The organism is Streptomyces sp. NBC_01549 (assembly GCF_026339955.1).
GTDB lineage: Bacteria > Actinomycetota > Actinomycetes > Streptomycetales > Streptomycetaceae > Streptomyces.
In genome coordinates this window covers 626,422-641,822 of sequence record NZ_JAPEPW010000002.1, presented here as the reverse complement: position 1 = coordinate 641,822, position 15,401 = coordinate 626,422, and the positions used below count along the sequence as shown (strand labels likewise).

Annotated in this window: 13 protein-coding genes and 3 pseudogenes; 11 read left to right on the top strand and 5 right to left on the bottom strand. The window is 68.9% G+C overall.

The window, feature by feature from the left end; translation table 11 throughout:
* Window position 1 precedes the first annotated feature (1 nt).
* From OG819_RS37525 to OG819_RS37500, 6 genes and pseudogenes are all read left to right on the top strand, one after another.
* Window positions 2–1,279 (top strand): acyl-CoA dehydrogenase family protein, encoded by a 1,278-nt coding sequence (locus tag OG819_RS37525; RefSeq protein WP_266653570.1) that lies wholly within the window; start codon window positions 2–4, stop codon window positions 1,277–1,279.
* Window positions 1,276–2,292, top strand: a complete 1,017-nt coding sequence (locus OG819_RS37520) for a phosphotransferase family protein (protein WP_266653568.1) — start codon at window positions 1,276–1,278, stop codon at window positions 2,290–2,292. The genes OG819_RS37525 and OG819_RS37520 overlap by 4 nt, the downstream gene beginning before the upstream one ends.
* Window positions 2,289–2,471: pseudogene (locus tag OG819_RS37515) on the top strand (NADPH:quinone oxidoreductase family protein); the annotation flags it as partial. The gene OG819_RS37520 and the pseudogene OG819_RS37515, both read left to right, overlap by 4 nt.
* 220 nt (window positions 2,472–2,691) lie before the next feature.
* Window positions 2,692–2,901 (top strand): zinc-binding dehydrogenase, encoded by a 210-nt coding sequence (locus OG819_RS37510; RefSeq protein WP_266655619.1) that lies wholly within the window; start codon window positions 2,692–2,694, stop codon window positions 2,899–2,901.
* 84 nt (window positions 2,902–2,985) lie between these two features.
* Window positions 2,986–6,119, top strand: a pseudogene (locus OG819_RS37505) (Tn3 family transposase).
* Window positions 6,120–6,342: 223 nt separating this feature from the next.
* The gene (locus OG819_RS37500) at window positions 6,343–6,813 is read left to right on the top strand and encodes a pyridoxamine 5'-phosphate oxidase family protein (protein ID WP_266653566.1); all 471 of its coding nucleotides are present in this window, start codon (window positions 6,343–6,345) and stop codon (window positions 6,811–6,813) included.
* Window positions 6,814–6,830: 17 nt separating this feature from the next.
* On the opposite strand, the pseudogene OG819_RS37495 reads toward OG819_RS37500, so the two are convergent.
* A pseudogene (locus tag OG819_RS37495) lies at window positions 6,831–7,115 on the bottom strand (IS30 family transposase); the annotation flags it as partial.
* A gap of 75 nt (window positions 7,116–7,190) precedes the next feature.
* A complete protein-coding gene (locus OG819_RS37490) occupies window positions 7,191–7,574 on the bottom strand; it encodes a DoxX family protein (protein WP_266653564.1) in 384 nt (127 codons plus the stop codon).
* 172 nt (window positions 7,575–7,746) lie between these two features.
* Between OG819_RS37490 and OG819_RS37485 the strand changes: the two genes are divergently transcribed.
* The 3 genes from OG819_RS37485 to OG819_RS37475 all read left to right on the top strand — a co-directional run bounded on the left by OG819_RS37485 (window position 7,747) and on the right by OG819_RS37475 (window position 10,630).
* Window positions 7,747–8,220: a carboxymuconolactone decarboxylase family protein gene (locus tag OG819_RS37485; protein ID WP_266653562.1), complete on the top strand. Its 474-nt coding sequence runs from the start codon at window positions 7,747–7,749 to the stop codon at window positions 8,218–8,220.
* 176 nt (window positions 8,221–8,396) lie between these two features.
* The gene (locus OG819_RS37480; RefSeq protein WP_266653560.1) at window positions 8,397–9,320 is read left to right on the top strand and encodes an RNA polymerase sigma-70 factor; all 924 of its coding nucleotides are present in this window, start codon (window positions 8,397–8,399) and stop codon (window positions 9,318–9,320) included.
* A gap of 302 nt (window positions 9,321–9,622) precedes the next feature.
* A complete protein-coding gene (locus OG819_RS37475) occupies window positions 9,623–10,630 on the top strand; it encodes a recombinase family protein (RefSeq protein ID WP_266653558.1) in 1,008 nt (335 codons plus the stop codon).
* A gap of 41 nt (window positions 10,631–10,671) precedes the next feature.
* On the opposite strand, the gene OG819_RS37470 is transcribed toward OG819_RS37475, so the two are convergent.
* Complete coding sequence (locus tag OG819_RS37470) at window positions 10,672–11,073, bottom strand: SDR family NAD(P)-dependent oxidoreductase (protein WP_266653556.1); 402 nt, start codon at window positions 11,071–11,073, stop codon at window positions 10,672–10,674.
* Window positions 11,074–11,099: 26 nt separating this feature from the next.
* Entirely contained in the window at window positions 11,100–11,861 is a 762-nt protein-coding gene (locus OG819_RS37465) for an SDR family NAD(P)-dependent oxidoreductase (protein WP_266653554.1), read from the bottom strand.
* A gap of 54 nt (window positions 11,862–11,915) precedes the next feature.
* Here OG819_RS37465 and OG819_RS37460 point away from each other — a divergent pair, with 54 nt between their 5' ends.
* Window positions 11,916–13,343, top strand: coding sequence for an AMP-binding protein (locus OG819_RS37460; protein WP_266653552.1), 1,428 nt, complete (start codon window positions 11,916–11,918; stop codon window positions 13,341–13,343).
* A complete protein-coding gene (locus tag OG819_RS37455; protein ID WP_266653550.1) occupies window positions 13,336–14,487 on the top strand; it encodes a thiolase family protein in 1,152 nt (383 codons plus the stop codon). The genes OG819_RS37460 and OG819_RS37455 overlap by 8 nt, the downstream gene beginning before the upstream one ends.
* A 27-nt stretch (window positions 14,488–14,514) precedes the next feature.
* Here OG819_RS37455 and OG819_RS37450 read toward each other — a convergent pair whose 3' ends face one another.
* On the bottom strand, window positions 14,515–15,327 hold the full coding sequence (locus OG819_RS37450) for an acyl-CoA thioesterase domain-containing protein (protein ID WP_266653548.1): 813 nt from the start codon (window positions 15,325–15,327) through the stop codon (window positions 14,515–14,517).
* Between the last annotated feature and the right edge of the window lie 74 nt (window positions 15,328–15,401).

Genomic DNA, 15,401 nt, shown 5'->3' with positions numbered 1-15,401 from the left:
CATGGCATGGGACTTTTCCACCGAGCCGGAGTTCGAGGAGAAACTGGAGTGGATCAGGTGGTTTCGCGCCGAGCGTGTGGACCCGCTGGACCTGGTCTACCCGGACCGGGCCTTCCATCCCCTCGACGAGGAGACCGGCCCGGTCGTCCGGGCCCTCAAGCAGCAGGTGCGCGACCAGGGCCTGTGGGCGCCCCACCTCGGTCCGGAGCTCGGCGGACGCGGCTTCGGCCAGCTCAAGCTGGCCCTCATCAACGAGATCCTGGGCGAGTCCAGTTGGGCCCCCGTCATCTTCGGCACGGCCGCGCCGGACACCGGCAACGCCGAGATCATCGCCCGCTACGGCACCGAGGAGCAGAAGGAGCGCTATCTCAAGCCGCTGCTCGAAGGCGAGTGCTTCTCCTGTTTCTCCATGACCGAGCCGCAGGCCGGCGCCGACCCGAAGATGTTCACCACGCGTGCCGTGCGAGATGGCGACGACTGGGTCATCACGGGCCGCAAGTTCTTCTCCTCCAACGCACGCACCTCCAGGTTCGTCATCGTGATGGCCGTGACCGACCCGGACGTCGGCGCGTACCGGGGCATGTCGATGTTCCTGGTGCCCAGTGACACCCCGGGCATCCGCATGGAGCGCCACCTCGGTCTGATGAGCGAGGCCCCGGACGACGGCATGCACGCGCTCATCGAGTACGACGGCGTGCGCGTCCCCGGTGACGCGCTGCTCGGCGGCGAGGGCCAGGCCTTCGCCATCGCGCAGACCCGGCTCGGCGGCGGGCGGGTCCACCACGCGATGCGGGTCGTCGGACAGTGCCAGAAGGCACTGGACATGATGGCCGAGCGCGCCCTCTCCCGGGAGACCCAGGGCAGCAGGCTGGCCGACAAGCAGCTCGTCCAGGCCGACCTCGCCGACTCGTACGCGCAGCTTCAGCAGTTCCGCCTGTTCGTGCTGCACACGGCCTGGCAGATCGACCGGTACCAGGACTACAAGCGGGTCCGGAAGGACATCTCCGCCATCAAGTTCCTGACGTCGAAGGTGCTGCACGACATCGTGTACCGCTCCATGCACCTGCACGGTGCCCTGGGTGTGTCCAACGAGATGCCCTTCGCCGACATGTGGACCGGCGCGGCCGTCATGGCGGTCGTCGACGGGCCCTCGGAGATCCACAAGGTCACGGTGGCCAAGGACCTGCTGCGCGGCTACGAGGCCGCGTCCGGGCCCTGGCCCTCACAGCATCTGCCCGCTCGCCGCGAGTGGGCCCGCAAGCAGCTGGAGAACATGTGAACATCGAGTCGCTCGCCCGTTGGCTGGACGGTCGGGACATCGCTCCGGGTGAACCGGTCGAGGTGTCCCTCATCTCCGGGGGCACCTCCAACGACATCTTCGACATCCGACGCGGCGAGCGGCGGATGGTGCTGCGCAAGCCCCCGGAGAAGGTCCCGCCGGGCCGCAACGAGACCATGCTGCGGGAGTTCCGGGTGCTGAACGCACTGAACGGGACGGAGGTGCCGCACCCGGAGGCCATCGCGGTCTGCGACGACACCGACGTGATCGGCTCGTGCTTCTACCTCATGGGCCATGTGAACGGCTGGTCGCCGATGAACACCGACGGCTGGCCCGAGCCCTTCAAGAGCGACCTGTCCCTGCGCCCCGGTCTCGCCTACGAGCTGGTGGAGGGCATCGCCAAGCTGGGCAACGTCGACTGGCGGGCCCAGGGACTCGAAGGGTTCGGCCGCCCGGACGGCTTCCACGACCGCCAGGTGGACCGCTGGCAGGCGCATCTGGCGAAGTTCAGGTTCCGCGAGATACCGGGACTGGACGCGGCGGCCGCCTGGCTGCGCACCCACCGGCCCCGGCACTGGGAGCCGGGCATCATCCATGGCGACTACCAGTTCGCCAACGTGATGTTCGAGCACGGGGCGCCCGCCGAGCTCGCCGCCCTGGTCGACTTCGAGATGGCCACCGTCGGCGACCCGCTGCTCGACCTCGGCTGGGTCGTCATGGGCTGGCCGAACGCCGACGAGGACCGGGACGCCGCGGGCAGGTACGCCGACTACACGGGCATGCCGGACCGGGCCGACATCATCGAGCACTACGCCAAGGTCAGCGGCCGGGACGTCAGCGACATCGACTACTACGTGATCCTCGCCCGGTTCAAGATGGCGATCGTGCTGGAGGGCGGCTACGCCCGCCATGTGAAGGGCGACGGCGGCAACCCGAAGATGGCCTACTACGGGGACGCGGTCCTGCAGATGGCGGCCCAGGCGGCCGAACTGGCCGCGACGACGCGGCTATGAGGGCGGCCCGGTGCCACGCCGTCGGCGGCCCGGTGGTCGTCGAGGAGGTTCCCGACCCGGACGGTGAGGTGCCCGTCGACGTGCACTATGCGGCGGTGAACTTCGCCGACGGCCTGGTGATCCGAGGCACCTATCAGGTGAAGGCGGACCTGCCGTTCACTCCGGGCAGCGAGTTCGCCGGGGTGGTCGCCGAGTCGGGGCACGGGTTCGAGAAAGGGCGAGCGGGTCTTCGGGTCCGTCTTCGTCGGCGCCTTCGCCGAGCGGGTCGCCGTCCGGGCGGCCAGCCTGTACCGGATCCCCGACACGATCCCGACCCGGCGCGCGGCGGCCTTCGGGGTCTCGCACGCCACCGAGTACAACGCGCTGACGCTGATCGGCCGCCTCCAGGAAGGGGAGCGGGTGGCGGTGCTCGGCGCGGCCGGCGGGGTCGGACTCGCGGCCGTCGAACTCGCCGCGCTGCTCGGCGCGGAGGTGGTCGCCGTGGCCTCCACCGAGGAGAAACGGGCGGCCTGCCTCGAACAGGGCGCGCGCGTTGCGCTCCCGTACCGGCCTTGGGGACCAACGGAACAGCCAGTATCGGTGAGAACGATCATGGTCGCGCTGCCGTGATCCAATAGCACAAGCGATCTGTCGCGTACGGATGTTCGCTGGAAGATCCACGGTCACTCGTGGGCAGGTGGTTACGTCCGGCGCATGCCAGTGGAGTTCTTAACTGATGAGCAGGCCGAGGCGTACGGGAAGTTCGCCGAGGAGCCGACACAGCCCGAGCTGGAGCGGTTCTTCTTCCTGGACGACGTGGACCGAGATCTGATCGCGCTGCGGCGTACGCAGCATCACCAGCTCGGGTTTGCGCTCCAGATGTGCACGGTGCGGTACGTGGGCCTGTTCCTGGGCGAGGACCCGCTGGATGTGCCGTGGCCAGTGGTGGAGCACCTGGCCGGGCAGCTGGGCATCGAGGACGCCTCGTGCGTGAAGCGGTACACAGACCGGCGGCAGACGGTGTACGACCACGCGTGGGAGATACGCGAGGCATACGGCTACCACCTGTACGAAGATCACGCCCAGGGCCGGAAGTTCCGGGCGTTCCTGCACGGGCGGGCATGGACGCATGCTGAGGGCCCGAAGGCGTTGTTCGATCACTCGGTGGGTTGGCTGCGCCGTAACCGGGTGCTGCTGCCGGGGGTGAGTGTGCTGGCCCGGCAGGTCGCCGAGGTCCGCGGGATCGCGGAGCAGCGGCTGCACACCACGGTCGCCAAGGCGGCCCGGCGGGCGGATGCGGCGCTGCCCGAGAACCTGGTGGCCACTCTGAAGACGCCGGAGGGCAAGCGGTATTCGGAGCTGGAGCGGATGCGCCGGCCGCCGACGCGGACCACGGGTACCGCGATGAAGGCAGCGTTGCAGCGGGTCGACGACATCGCCGGGTTCCAGCTGGGGCGCCTGAAACTGTCGCAGGTCCCGCCGAACAGGCTCTCCGCGCTGGCCCGCTACGGGCTGGGCACCAAGGCGCCGAAGCTGGAGCGGACCAGTGAGCCCAAGCGCACCGCGATGCTCAGCGCGGTGATGCGGCACCTGGAGGCGAAGGCGATCGACGACGCGCTCGACCTGTTCGAGATCCTGATGGCGACGAGACTGATCAGCACCGCGAAGCGGTCCACGGAGAAGCAGCGCCTGTCGACCTTGCCACAGCTGGAGAAGGCGTCGCGGCTCGTGGCCAGGGCGGCGACGGTTTTCATCGAGGAGCTGGAGCTCATCGAGCAGACCGGCTGCGATGTGGACGCGGCCACGCTGTGGCGGGCGTTGGAGGAGGTCGCGCCCCGGGCGGCACTGTCCAGTGCGGCGGTCACGGTGGTGAGCCTGGTGCCGGAGGACGACGGCACGGCGGAGACTGCGCTGCGGGGTGCGCTGGCGCTGCGCTACAACACCGTCAAGCCGTTCCTGTCCCTGTTGGGCGAGTCGAAGGCGCTGGATGCGGCGACCGGCGGGATGCGCATCCTGACCGGGGTGAAGCGGCTCCCGGCCCTGTCGCGACGGAAGGTGTCGGAGAAGCCGCTGCTGCCGCGGGAGATCGACGACAAGCTGGTGCCGGCGCACTGGCGCAAGGCGGTGTACGCGAATGCGGACCTGCCGCAGGGGGCGATAGACCGCGACGCGTACGTGGTGTGTGTCCTGGAGCAGCTCTTCCGTGCGCTCAAGCGCCGCGACATCTACGCCTCCCCCTCGCACCGTTGGTCCGACCCGCGCGCCCGCCTGCTCCAGGGCAAGGGCTGGGAGGCGGTACGCGAGGACGTCCTGGTGGGATTGAGCCTGGACGAGAACGCCGAGGAGCACCTCAAGGAATTGATCGAGGTCCTGGATGCGACGTGGAAGCAGATGGCCGAGCGCCTCGAAGAGGCCGGCCCGGACGCGAAGATCAGCATCGAGATGCAGCCGAACGGGCGGGCGAAGCTGAACGTGGAGAAGCTCCACGCGCTGGGCGAGCCGAAGTCGCTTGCCTGGCTGCGCAAGCGGGTCGAGAAGATGCTTCCGAAGATCGACCTGCCGGACCTTTTGTTCGAGGTGCACGGCTGGACCGGGTTCCTGGACGCCTTCGTGCACCTGGGCGACGGCAAGACCCGCATGAAGGACCTGACGACCTCGGTCGTCGCGCTGCTGGTCTCCGAGGCGTGCAACATCGGGATGACCCCGGTCATCAACCCGAACGTCGAGGCGCTCACCCGCTCCCGCCTGGTCCACGTCGACCAGTACTACCTGCGCGCCGACACCCTCGCCGCAGCGAACGCCGCCCTGATCGCAGCCCAGGCCCAGGTGCCGATCGTGCAGTACTGGGCAAGGGTCTGCTCGCCTCTGTCGACGGTCTGCGCTTCGTTGTGCCGGTCCGCTCCATCAACGCCGCTCCGAGCCCCAAGTACTTCGCGAAGAAGAAGGGCATTACCTGGCTGAACGCGATCAATGACCAGGTGATCGGGATCGGGCAGATGGTGGTGCCCGGCACGCCGCGCGACTCCCTGTTCATCCTGGATGCGCTGCTGAACCTGGACGGCGGGGTGAAGCCGGAGATGGTCGCCACTGACAACGCCTCCTACTCCGACATGGTCTTCGGCATCTTCAAGATGCTCGGCTACCGGTTCTCCCCGCGCTTCAAGGACCTGGAGGACCAAAGGTTCTGGAAGGCCCAGATGCCCGGCGCCGAGGCGGCGGGCGGGTATGGGCCGCTGGAGGCCATCGCCCGCAACAAGGTCAACGTGAAGAAGGTGATCACCGCGTGGCCGGACATGCTGCGGGTGGCCGGCTCCCTGGTCACCAACCAGGTCCGCGCCTATGACCTGCTGCGGATGTTCGGCCGCGAGGGGCACCCCAACCCGCTAGGACAGGCGTTCGCCGAGTACGGGCGGATCGCCAAAACCTTGCACCTGCTCGCCGTCGTCGACCCGGTCGACGACACCTACCGCCGCCAGATGCACAAGCAGCTCACCGTCCAGGAGTCCCGCCACAAGCTGGCCCGCGACATCTGCCACGGCAAGAAGGGCACCATCCACCAGGCATACCGGGACGGGATGGAAGATCAGTTGGGCTCGCTGGGTCTCGTCTTGAACGCGGTCGTTCTCTGGACGACTCGCTACATCGACGCCGCGGTCGCCCAGCTCCGGGCGGAGGGCCACGAGATCCGCGACGAGGACGTCGCCCGGCTCTCACCGCTCAAGCACAAGAATCTGAACGTCCTGGGCCGGTACAACTTCACCGCCTCCCAGCCGGTCAGCGGGCTGCGGCCCCTGCGTGACCCGGACGCCGTCGACCTCGACGATGACGACGACGGCCAGGAGGAGTGAGCCGGGCCTGGACGGCGCTCGGCCCCGGTGCCCGGCGTATTCCAGGGATCGTCGCAACACGCTGTGTGTTGCGAGGATCGTAGGCCGTGAGTCGTGAGCCTGGTCCCAAACTGGCTATGCCGACGAGTCTCCTGAAGAATTTGCCACCAGCAAGAGACTTAAGCCCTGCGTCCTAGTTCCGCTGACGGATGTGGCGTAAGGGATCAAGCCATAGCCTCGTTCCATGACGTCAGTTGATTCTCGCCTCAGCGGTCCCCGCAGCCCAGAGCAACGCAAGCGCGAGGCGCTGGAACGGCTCGCCCGGGACAACGATGTGTGGGTCGCCACCGCCGACGACACCGGCGAGCCGTGCCTTGTTCCACTTGCCTTCTGGTGGGATGGCGAGGCCGTATGGCTCTCTACCCGCGATACCAACCCGACTGGGCACAACCTGGCTGCCTCGGGGAGGGTCCGCCTCTCCTTCGGCCACACTAGGGACGTGGTCCTGGTCCACGGCATTGCACGCATGCTGACCCGAGAGGAACTTCCGGCTGAGGTGGGCGACGCCTTTGCGGCGAAAGACGGATGGGATCCGCGGGAGGACCACCCCTCATATGTCTGGTTTCGGGTCATTCCGGAGTTCCTGCAGGCATGGGGGACGGTCCCCGAAATGACCGGGCGAACACTTATGCGCGCAGGGAAGTGGCTGGTCTAAGCCCCGCGGAGCGGGGGTCAGGTCGCGAGAAGTCTGGACAGGCGCTCGGCTGGGGTCTCCCAGTCGAGCGTTTTGCGTGGGCGGCTGTTGAGTTCAGCGGCCACCGTCGCCAGCTGTTCGGGCGCGTGGACGGACAGGTCGGTTCCCTTGGGGAAGTACTGCCGCAGCAGGCCGTTGGCGTTCTCGTTAGAGCCGCGTTGCCAGGGGCTGGCCCTGTCGCAGAAGTAGACCGGGATGTCGGTGGCGACGTTGAACGCCCGGTGAGCGGCCATCTCCGAGCCCTGGTCCCAGGTCAGGGAACGGCCCGGTCCGCGGCTTCGGCCGGCCGCTCGCTGATCACGACCATGTTCTTGGGGCACCGGGGCCGACGCCGGTGGTCAGCCGGTGAAGGGCATGGGACCGAAACGGCCCCATGCGACGAAAGCAGCCAGGGCGAGGTAGATCAGGTCGCTGGCGATCGTGGCCTTCTCGCCACGGCGCAGACGCATGGTGAGCGCGCAGGTAAACAGCAGAACAAGTCCGGTGGCGGCCAGCGGCACCTGCACCGGCGCGATGTCGAGCACCGCGGGCAGAATCAGGCCGACCGCAGCCAGCAGTTCGACGGCGCCGATGGCCTTGAGAGCGCCGGGGCTGAACTCCAGGACCCACTGCGCAGAGGAGCCCATCGCGGCCAGCTTCTCCTGCGGCACGAACATCTTGGAGCTGCCCACCAGGCAGACAGCGGCGAGCACTCCGGCGATGATCCACAGCGCGACGTTCATCATCAACTCCCTGATCGAGGACTTCCGCACCCGAGACGAGGCAGCGGCTCGGCCTGTGACATGCCCGAACCCAGACAGCGGGGAGACGTGGGTCACACCGCGCCGTGTCACAGGAGTGAGGGCTGCCTCGTCTCGAGGAGTGAAGGCATCGACGAACATGGAGGAGCACACGATGGACGCGCGATTGAACTACTTCGCCAACCCGACCGCCGGCAAGGCCCTCAAGTACTTCATGTCGGCTGGTCGGGAGCTGAAGGAGTTGCCACTGTCGGCCACGACGCAGGAGTTGGTGGCGCTGCGCGTGAGCCAGATCAACGGCTGCGCGGTCTGCATCGACATGCACACCAAGGAAGCCGTCGCGGCCGGCGAGAGCCCGGTGCGGCTGAACTTGATCGCGGCCTGGCGGGAAGCAACGGTCTTCACCGAGGCTGAACGCGCCGCGCTCGCGTTGGCGGAGCAGGGGACGCGGGTCGCGGACGCGGCCACCGGGGTCAGCGACGAGGTGTGGGCGCGTGCCGCCCAGCACTATGACGAGGAGCAGCTCACGGCCCTCGTGCTGCTGGTCTCGTTCATGAACACGGTGAACCGGCTGAACATCATCACCCAGCAGCCGGCCGGCGATTACCAGGTCGGCCAGTTCCACTGAACCGCCACCGCACCCTGGCCCGGGTCAGGGTGCGGTGGCCGGGACGCCATGATCAAGGCCGTCAGGTCGGTCGCGGTGCGAGCGTTGTCCGCTCCGCTCACCCATCGGATGATCTTCGAAAGATGCCTCGTCGGCGCGGGTCCGGCCGGGCACTCAGACCGCAAGGGGGAGTCGGCGTGGGCAAGGTCGAGGAGTTCGAGGAGCTGCGGCCGCTGCTGTTCTCGATCGCGTACCGGATCCTGGGCAGCGTGGGCGAGGCGGAGGACGCGGTGCAGGAGACCTGGCTCCGCTACGACGCCTCGACCACCCGGCCGGTGTCGGCCAAGGCGTTCCTGTCGGCCACGGTGACCCGGATTGCCATCGACGTCCTGCGATCCGCTCGGGTGCGGCGGGAGGAGTACGTCGGACCGTGGCTGCCCGAGCCGCTGCTGGACGATCCGTACGAGGACCCGGCCCGCGCGGCGGAGCTGGCCGACTCGGTGTCGATGGCAGCGCTGCTGCTCCTGGAGCGGCTCAGCCCGCTGGAGCGGTCGGTGTTCGTGCTGCGGGAGGTCTTCGCCTTCGGCTTCGACGAGATCGCCGCGGCGGTGGGACGCTCGGAGGCGGCGTGCCGACAGCTGCTCGTACGGGCACGCCGCCACATGAACGAGGGACGGCCTCGGTTCGAAGCGGACCGCCAGGAGCGGCAGGAACTGGCGAGGCGGTTCTTCGAGGCACTGGCACAGGGAGACGTGGATGGACTGCAGAGTCTGCTGTCCGCCGATGTCCAGCTCGTCGGGGACGGCGGTGGCAAGGCCCCGCAGCTGGCCAGAGCCGTCGCGGGCGCCGAGAACGTGGCCAGGCTGCTCGCCACCGTCTACCCGCTGATGGCACGGGTCGACATCACGTTCGAACCGCACGAGGTTAACGGCCAGCCGGGCGCGCTCTTCCGCGACCGCGACGGCAAGGTCCTCCATATCCTCGCCCTCGACGTGCTCGACGGGCAGATCCAGACCATCCGTTCGGTCATCAACCCCGACAAGCTCGGCCACCTCGGCCCGGTCGCCGACGCCTGGGCCGTTGATCAGGAAGTGAAGCAGACCCGCAAGCAGACGCAGTGACCTCCCGACCAGCCTTATAGGGCAGGACCGGATGTTCAGAGCAGTTGCAGGCCAATACGGGGTTGGAATAGGAACGGACCAGGAAGCCGGTGTTGCTGTCAGAAGTTTTGACAGGCGGTGATCCTGAACGTGTGGCGTTGGGGCACCATCAGCCGGTTCTCGCAAACGTTCCTTTTCCCGAGCAAGATCAAGTAGGAGCGCCCAGAGACCGCGAAGAAGCCGATCGGGTCGCAGAAGTCGTTCTCACTCAAAAGTGGCAGGAGTGGGGTTCTGCGACTTGCGTTGTGCGAAAATCCGGGGTCATGACGGACCCTCAAAAGCCTTCCCCGCCCGCCGGGTCGGAAGCCGATCTCGTCGAACGCCATCCGTGCCCGAAGTGCAAGGCGGCTCCCGGCTCGCCGTGCCGCTCGCGTAGCGGGGCGGTCGCGAGCGCGTACCACACCGGCCGCTTCACCAAGGTACCGAAGCTTGCCAAGGAGCTGCGGGTGCAGACGCCGACCGACCGCGGGCCGGGGCAGCCGTGGCGGCCCGGGACCCCGGTGCCCGCAGCCGTCGACCCGGACCTGCCGAGCGCGGACATCCGTATCGGCTACGCGCGCTGCTCCACTCTCGGGCAGGAACTCGATTCGCAGCTGGACGCGCTCACCAAGCACGGCATCGAGCGAGAAAAGATCTTCAGCGAGAAGATCAGCACTCGCATCAAGGTCCGCCCCGCCTTCGAGGAGGCGCTGAAGACCGCGCGGGAGATCAAGGCGCACGCCCCGCACTGCCGGGTCCTGTTCACGGTGTACGAGATGAAAAGGCTCGGGCGCGATGCCGCAGAGCTCACAGCCCTCGCCGACCACCTGACCGAGCACGGCCTGGTCCTGGAAATGCTCGCCGGACCGCTGCCCGGCATCTACGACCCCACCGGGCCGGGCAAGCTCCTGTTCGGCTTCTTCGCCGCGATGGCCGAGACCGAGCGGGAGACCATCCGCGAATCCACTCTGGAAGGGCTCGACACCGCGGCCCGCAAGGGCAAGCGCGGCGGCCGGCCCCCGGTCATCACCGACGACATGCTGCACACCGTCCTGCGCCGCAAGGCACTCGGCGAGTCCGTCGAACAGATCCAGCCCGACCTGATCATCCCCACCGGCAAGCGCAAGGGACATAGCCCCAGCGTTGCCAGCATCTACCGGGCGCTCGCCGAGCACGAGAAGGCCCGCGCGTACCCCGAAGCCATAGAGGCGGCCCACGCCGACTTCGCCACTCTCACGGCCACCGGCGACATCCCCCGGCCGCGTGCACTGAGCACCGGAGAGACCGTGTAAACCCAGAGGGCCCTGGCGATTACCTCTTCGCTGGGGCCCTCTCATCGTTCAAGATCAATCTCACCGATACTGACTGTTCCGTTGGTCCCCAAGGCCTGCGTAGCGTTCGTGTTCGCTGCCGAGGACCCAGTCGCTGTAGGGCTCGAGTTCGGCGAAGTCACTCGGCAGCATCGGCGTGCTCCTTCACGTAGTCCCTCACGACCTTGTGGAGGTGGCGCAGGAGGATCTCCTGGTCGTTGAGGGGGAAGTCGGTGACGTAGCGGCCCTTGAGTGATCCGCTCGGCGACGGCGTGGATCGTGCCGGGTATCCGGCCCTCCTCCTCGGAGCGCGCGGCGACCGCGACCGTGGCCCCGGCCTGTGCGAGCCCCCGCGCGATGTTGCGGCCGATGCCCCGGCTCGCCCCGGCGACGAACGCCACCTTCCCCTTCAGCTCGCCGCTCATGTTCACTCGGCCGTTCACTCGGCCGTTCACTTCGGCGGGAAGCGGAGGGCGCCGTCGAGGCGGATGACCTCGCCGTTGAGATAGTCGTTCGCGCAGATGTGCTCCACGAGCGCCGCGTACTCGGGGGAGCGGCCCATACGCTTGGGGTGCGGGACCTTGGGCCCCCAGTAGGCCTCCAGTTGGTCGCCCGCCGCGCCGTAGGCGGGGGTGAGGAAGGTGCCCGGGGCGATCGTGACGACCCGGATGCCGAGCGGCGAGAGGTCGCGCGCGGCGACGAGGGTCATGCCGACCACCCCGCCCTTGGCGGCGGCGTACGGGATCTGGCCGATCTGCCCCTCGTACGCGGCGATCGACGCGGTGTTGACGATGATGCCCCGGTCGCCGTCGACCGCTTCCTGGTGTGCGATGGCGGCGGCCGCCAGGCGCATGACGTTGAAGACGGCCGTGAGGTAGAAGTCGATGGTCTTCCGGAAGCCCGCGAGGTCCAGGGGTTCGCCGTCCTTGCCGACGAGCCGCCCGCCACTGGCCGGGCCGCCGTGCGCGTCCACCGAGATCCTGAGCGGTCCGGCCGCCTCGGCCTCGGCCATCGCCGCCTTGACGTCGTTCTCGTCGGTGGCGTCCGTCCGTACGTAACGCACCCCCAACTCCGCCTCGAGAGCCTTGCCCTTCTCGTCGGCGAGGTCGGCCACGACCACCTTCGCTCCTGCCGCGTGGAGGCGACGGACGGTGGCCTCGCCCAGGCCCCCCGCCCCACCTACCACGACCGCGGAACTCCCACTGATCTGCATCAAGGTTATCCTCTCTTGCAAGCAGAGCTCTGTTTATATGAGAATAGCATTCTCATGAATATCGCCATGATCCTTGAGATGGCGGCCTCGGCCGGCGATCGGGCGGTGATAACGGCGGACGGCCGTTCGCTGACCGCCGCCGAACTGCTGCACCGCGCCCATGCCGCCGCCCACCGCTTCCGGGACCGTCAGGCCGTCGTCTATCTCGGCGCCAACCAACTCGCCTATCCCGTCGCCCTGTTCGGGGCCGCTCTGGCGGGCGTCCCCTTCGTCCCGGTCAACTACCGGCTGGGCGAGCAGCAGTTGAACGCACTGCTGGACCGTCATCCCGGCGCCGTGGTCCTGCGCCCCGCCGACCTCGACGCCCTCCTCGACGCGCGGCCGGACGTGGAGTTCCTGGACCCGCCGCAGGACCAGGACTCCGTCGCCGTGCTGCTCTACACCAGCGGCACGACCGCCGAGCCCAAGGCGGCCGTGCTCCGGCACCGCCATCTGCTCGCCTATGTGCTGAACACCCAGGAGTTCGCGTCGGCCGAGGAGGGCGACGCGTCACTGGTGGCGGTACCGCCGTACCACGTCGCGGGACTGATGAACCTGCTGACGAACCTCTACTCCGGCCGCCGGATCGTGTATCTACAGGCGTTCGAACCGCGGCAGTGGCTGGAGACCGTACGCGGGGAGCGGATCACCCACGCCCTCGTGGTCCCCACCATGCTCGCTCGGGTCGTCGCCGAAGTGCCCGGTGACGACGCCGGGACCCCCCTGCTGCGCAGCCTCGCCTACGGCGGCGCGCGCACCCCGGGGCCCATCGTGGAGCGGGCGTTGCGCGTCTTCCCGCAGACCGGCTTCGTCAACGCCTACGGCTTGACCGAGACCGCCTCCTCCATCGCCGTCCTCGGCCCCGACGACCACTGGCAGGCGTCCGTGTCGGACGACCCCGCGGTACGCGACCGCCTCGGCTCGGTGGGCCGGGCCCTGCCCGGGATCGAGATCCAGATCCGCACGGACGACGACAAGCCGGCCCTGCCGGGGGAGACCGGACTGGTCTTCGTACGCGGCGAGCAGATCTCCGGCGAGTACGGCGGCCGCAGCGCCCTGGACGCGGAGGGCTGGTTCGCCACCGGGGACCGGGGACGGCTCGACGCCGACGGTTACCTCTTCATCGAGGGGCGTGCCGACGACACCATCATCCGCGGCGGCGAGAACATCGCCCCGGCCGAGATCGAGGACGTACTCCTCGCCCATCCCGGCATCGTCGAGGCGGCCGTCGTGGGGCTGCCCGACCCCGAGTGGGGACAGCGGATCGTGGCCATCGTCGTCGGCGTGGGCGACCCGGCCGAGATCCGGCAGTGGGTCAAGGACCGGCTCCGCTCGTCCAAGACGCCGGACGCCGTCGTGTTCCGAGCCGAACTCCCCAAGACCGAGACCGGAAAACTGCTGCGCCGCACCCTCCTGGCCGAGTTGGAGACCACCCATGCCTGAAGCAGTCATCGTGTCCGCGCTGCGCACCCCCATCGGTACCGCCGTCAAGGGCACCCTGCGCGACACGACCGCGTTCGACCTGGCCCACCACATCGTCACCGCCGCGGCCGAAGGCCTCGAGCCGACCCTCATCGACGACGTGATCCTCGGCGAGGGACTCTACGGAGGCGGCGTCCTGGCCCGGCACGCCGCGGTCACCGCGGGGCTCACCTCGGTCGCGGGGCTGGCCAACAACCGGCACTGCGCCGCGGGCATGGCCGCCGTCCAGAGCGCCGCCGCGTGCGTGATGGCGGGCATGGACGAACTGGTCATCGCCGGCGGCGTGAACTCGGCCTCCACCTCCCCGAAGGCGCTCTTCCGGGTCGACGGGGAGTGGGAACCCTGGATGTCGCCCACCCACCCCGACCGTCCCGACGCCCCCAACAAGGACATGTCGATCACGGTGGGCTGGAACACCGCCGTCGCGGCGGGCCTCACCCGCGCCGAACTGGACGCCTGGGCACTGCGCTCCCACCGCAACGCCGTGGCGGCCATCGACGAGGGACGCTTCAAGGAGGAGATCGTCCCGATCGACACCCCTCACGGTCTGTTCTCCGTCGACGAGCACCCGCGCCGGGACACCAGCGCCGAGAAGCTGGCCAAGCTGAAGCCGCTGCACCCGGAGATCGACGGGTTCAGCATCACGGCCGGCAACGCGGGGGGCGCCAACGACGCCGCGGTCGCCCTGGTCGTCGCCGGCGACACGACGGCGGCCCGCGAGGGGCTGACGGTCCTGGGCACCTTACGGTCCTGGGCGTCCGTCGGCGTCGACCCCGCCGAGATCGGCCTGGCCCCGGTGAAGGCGATCCCCAAGGCCCTGGCCCGCGCCGGCCTGTCGATCGCCGACGTCGACCTGTTCGAGATCAACGAGGCGTTCGCTTCGGTGCCCGTCGCCGCCGTCCGGCTGCTCGAACTCGACCCGGACACGGTCAACTTCAGCGGCAGCGGCTGCTCCCTGGGCCACCCGGTCGCCGCCACCGGGGCGCGCATGCTGGTCACGCTCGTCCACGAACTGCGCAGGCGTGGCGGCGGCATCGGTGTGGCCGCGCTGTGCGCGGGCGGCGGCATGGGTTCGGCGACGGTCATCGAGGTCCCGGCATCCTGATCCGGAAGCTGCCGGTGGGTCAGTGCGTCAGTGCCGGAAGCGGAGCAGCGCCTCCTGGACGTACGAGGCGACGAGAGAGCCGTCCTCGGTCAGGACGTCCCCCCGGCCGAAGCAGCGGCCGTGGGCGAGGATCGGGCTGTGCTGGTGCAGCAGCAGCCAGTCCTCGGTGCGCGGCGGCCGGTGGAACCAGAGGCTGTGCGAGGTGACGGCGGAGGTGAACGCGGTGCGCGAGTCCCGCTGGGAGATCCCTTCGAGGCGGCGCACGGCGGTGCCGATGAGCGTCAGGTCGGTGGCGTACGCGATGAGCGCCGGGGCGAGTTCGGGGGCGACCTCCGGTGTGCGCATCCACAGGTCGTACTCGGGCGGCTCCGCCTTCGGGGTCTCCAGGTCGGTGATCGACCGCGTCGTCCAGGGGATGAGGCCGAGGTCCACGTCGTGCTCCGTGCCGGGCACGGACGGGACCTCGAAGTCGCTCTGCTGGTCGAGTCCGTCCTCCTCGGCGTGCAGGGACACCGAGGCGGTGGCGATGACACCTGGCGTCTGCCGGGCGACGATCGTCAGCGTCGCGAAGGTGCCGCCCTCACGATGCCGCGTCACTTCGTAGCGCACGCGTTCGTCGGTCAGGCCCTCGCGCGGGAACTGGGCGTGCAGGGACTTGACGGCCTTGTCCGGGCAGGTGAGAGCGGCGGCCCGGACGAACTGGGCGAGCAGCTGCCCGCCGAACAGCCGGTGATAGCCAAGGTGTTGGTTGGATCCCTCGAAGCCCCTGACGGGCTCGGGTGCCGACGGATCGGGGCGCAGCTCCAGGCAGGCGCGCAGGTCGTTCCAGAGGTCGGTCACAGGCACTCCCGGTGCGGTTCGGTGGGATGCGGCGGGGTGAACGAGGGACGGGTCGGCCGACATGGGCCTTCACC

Excerpts from the sequence above, each read along its gene's own strand:
- OG819_RS37525 (WP_266653570.1), top strand. The coding sequence starts at position 2 with ATGGCATGGGACTTTTCCACCGAGCCGGAGTTCGAGGAGAAACTGGAG.
- OG819_RS37500 (WP_266653566.1), top strand. The coding sequence starts at position 6,343 with ATGACGTCAGTTGATTCTCGCCTCAGCGGTCCCCGCAGCCCAGAGCAA.
- OG819_RS37490 (WP_266653564.1), bottom strand. The coding sequence starts at position 7,574 with ATGAACGTCGCGCTGTGGATCATCGCCGGAGTGCTCGCCGCTGTCTGC.
- OG819_RS37485 (WP_266653562.1), top strand. The coding sequence starts at position 7,747 with ATGGACGCGCGATTGAACTACTTCGCCAACCCGACCGCCGGCAAGGCC.
- OG819_RS37475 (WP_266653558.1), top strand. The coding sequence starts at position 9,623 with ATGACGGACCCTCAAAAGCCTTCCCCGCCCGCCGGGTCGGAAGCCGAT.
- OG819_RS37470 (WP_266653556.1), bottom strand. The coding sequence starts at position 11,073 with ATGAGCGGCGAGCTGAAGGGGAAGGTGGCGTTCGTCGCCGGGGCGAGC.
- OG819_RS37465 (WP_266653554.1), bottom strand. The coding sequence starts at position 11,861 with ATGCAGATCAGTGGGAGTTCCGCGGTCGTGGTAGGTGGGGCGGGGGGC.
- OG819_RS37460 (WP_266653552.1), top strand. The coding sequence starts at position 11,916 with ATGAATATCGCCATGATCCTTGAGATGGCGGCCTCGGCCGGCGATCGG.
- OG819_RS37455 (WP_266653550.1), top strand. The coding sequence starts at position 13,336 with ATGCCTGAAGCAGTCATCGTGTCCGCGCTGCGCACCCCCATCGGTACC.